Origin of the sequence: Anaerofustis sp. NSJ-163 (assembly GCF_024135845.1) — a bacterium.
In the GTDB taxonomy this organism is placed as follows: domain Bacteria; phylum Bacillota; class Clostridia; order Eubacteriales; family Anaerofustaceae; genus Anaerofustis; species Anaerofustis butyriciformans.
In genome coordinates this window covers 1-2,486 of sequence record NZ_JAMYJV010000010.1, presented here as the reverse complement: position 1 = coordinate 2,486, position 2,486 = coordinate 1, and the positions used below count along the sequence as shown (strand labels likewise).

Below are 2,486 nucleotides of genomic sequence, written 5' to 3'. Positions count from 1 at the left end.
TTTTCTCTTTTATTCTTTTGTCTTATTATCTCGCCGCCTCTTTCAGAGTCAGCTGAATTATAATACCACATACTCAATCTCTTGTCAACTACTTTTTTAACTTTTTTTGTCATTTTTTTCATTGACTTCTTCTCGTATGCTTATCCAGCTATCCGCTTGAAACAGCTTTGTTATATTATCACTTTATCTACACTATGTCAATACCTTTTTTACAGTTTTTTGCAGTTTTTTTTACTTTTTTTATAAAAAATAAAAAAAAGACTGTAAAAACAGCCCTTAGAGTATTTCAATTACTTTACAGATTCACCTTCTATTATACTATGTGATACTATTATTTTTTTCTCTTTCAAATCCTCACCTTCAAGCAATTTAACAAGAAGTCTTGCACTTATTGCCCCTACATCATACATATAGTGATTTATGCTTGTAAGAGTTGGGTTAATCCACCTTCCTACTTCGCAAGAATTTAAACTTGCAATACTTACATCATCAGGTACTTTCTTTCCTGATTCTTCAATAGCTTTTATTGCACCAAGAGCCATTTCATCATTACCACATATAACTACATCAGGAAGAGTTCCTTTTAACATTTCCTGCATAGCTAAATATCCACCTTTCATCGTAAAGGCATTTTCATAAATCTTGTTTTTTTCTATTTTCATTCCAAGCATTTTTGATGTTGAAAAAATAACTTCTTCATTCTTTTTAGCATTATAATCCCTATTTTTATCGCCATGTATTAATCCAAGAGTATTATGTCCTTTTCCTTTAATATATTCCATTAGTGCATATATACCTTGATTATAATCATTGATGACACTTGAATATTTTCCCGCAGGGTCTTCAACACCACATAATATTACAGGCATATTCATATATTCAAATTTTCTTTTAACAACATCATCCAGTTCCCTACCCGCAAAAATAATTCCATCACACTGTTTTTGATAAAACAAATCCATAAATTCTTCTTCTTTTTTGCTATCTGCATCGCTATTGCAAATTATGGCATTATACCCGCTTTGCATACTTATATCTTGTACACCTCTGGCCATTTGAGCATAATAAGGTATTGTAATATCATGTATAACAACACCAACAGTTTCGGTTTTTTGCAATTTTAAACTTCTAGCTATGGCATTTGGTCTGTATCCTGTTTCTTTTATTGCTTGTAAAACCCTGTCTTTTGTTTCTTCATTTACCAAAGGTACATTATTTATTACACGCGATACGGTAGCTATAGAAACGTTTGCTTTCTTTGCAACATCTTTAATTTTTGCGCTCAATGTAGCACCTCCATATTATTACATCTGTCATTATAAACTTCATTGCCATGTAAAAGTTTAAATTATTCTACCACATCATGTAATTATTTTCAATTAATTATGATTTTTTAATAAAAATAATTAAAAAAAAACTACATATAAATATAAAGTTGATTGAAAATATTGAAAATTTTTATATAATTTTATATAAGAAATTAAAAAAAAGAGAGAAAATATGAAAAATAGCAATTTAAAGTTTAAACATGTTGAAAATTATTTCATGTGTCCAATATGTAAAAATGAAATGCATATTGAAAATAACACATTAAAATGTCAAAATAATCACTGTTTTGATATTGCAAAAAAAGGATATATTAATTTTTTATCAAATAGAAAGCCTCAAAAGGGTTATGACAAGAGTTTCTTTGAAAATAGGAACATTATATTAAACCAAGGATACTATGACCACATATGCGATTATATCCAATCTTATATAAACACTTTTAAACCTGACACAGTTATTGATGCCGGATGCGGAGAAGGTTTCTATGTCAAAAAATTATATAATGAAAACATAGATTTTTTTGCTTTTGATTTATCTAAAGATGCTATTAATGTTGCAGCAAGAGGCATGAATAATATTTGTTTTTTTGTTTCAGACATACAATCTATCCCACTAAAGGATAATTCTATTGACTGTATGTTAAATATATACACACCGGCAAATTATCCCGAATTTAAAAGAGTATTAAAGAAAGATGGTATTATAATAAAAATAATTCCGGGTCTTTCTCATTTAAAAGAATTAAGACATATTGTTAAAGACTCATTAAAACATGAACAATACGATAATAAAGAAGTAATTGATTGTTTTAAAGAACATTGTACATTATTGGATATGAAAGAACTTAATCAAACAAAAACAATTTCCATAGATAATTTAAAATCTTTCTTAGATATGACACCGTTATTGTTTGATATTGATAAAAGTAAATTTGATTATAATAATGTAAATGAAATAACTATTTCCGCTACCGCATTAATTGGAAAAATAAGATAAGAAGAAATTGAAAATTTTTTATAAAAAAAGAACATCAATAAAGATGTTCTTTTTTATTTATCATTTACTAAAATTATTCAACGATTTCAGCAACAACTCCTGAACCTACTGTTCTACCACCTTCTCTGATAGCGAATCTTAATCCTTCTTCGATAGCGATT

3 protein-coding genes are annotated in these 2,486 nt (G+C 27.8%); 1 reads left to right on the top strand and 2 read right to left on the bottom strand.

The features are described 5' to 3' along the window. Positions 1-290 precede the first annotated feature (290 nt). On the bottom strand, positions 291-1,286 hold the full coding sequence (locus M6G78_RS10240) for a LacI family DNA-binding transcriptional regulator (RefSeq protein ID WP_138269753.1): 996 nt from the start codon (positions 1,284-1,286) through the stop codon (positions 291-293). Between the two features lie 214 nt (positions 1,287-1,500). Here M6G78_RS10240 and M6G78_RS10235 point away from each other — a divergent pair, with 214 nt between their 5' ends. Next, positions 1,501-2,325: a putative RNA methyltransferase gene (locus M6G78_RS10235; RefSeq protein ID WP_138269754.1), complete on the top strand. Its 825-nt coding sequence runs from the start codon at positions 1,501-1,503 to the stop codon at positions 2,323-2,325. Positions 2,326-2,398: 73 nt separating this feature from the next. Here the strand turns inward: M6G78_RS10235 and M6G78_RS10230 are convergent. Beyond that, the coding region (locus M6G78_RS10230; protein ID WP_371922844.1) for a hypothetical protein at positions 2,399-2,486 on the bottom strand (88 nt) is incomplete at its 5' end.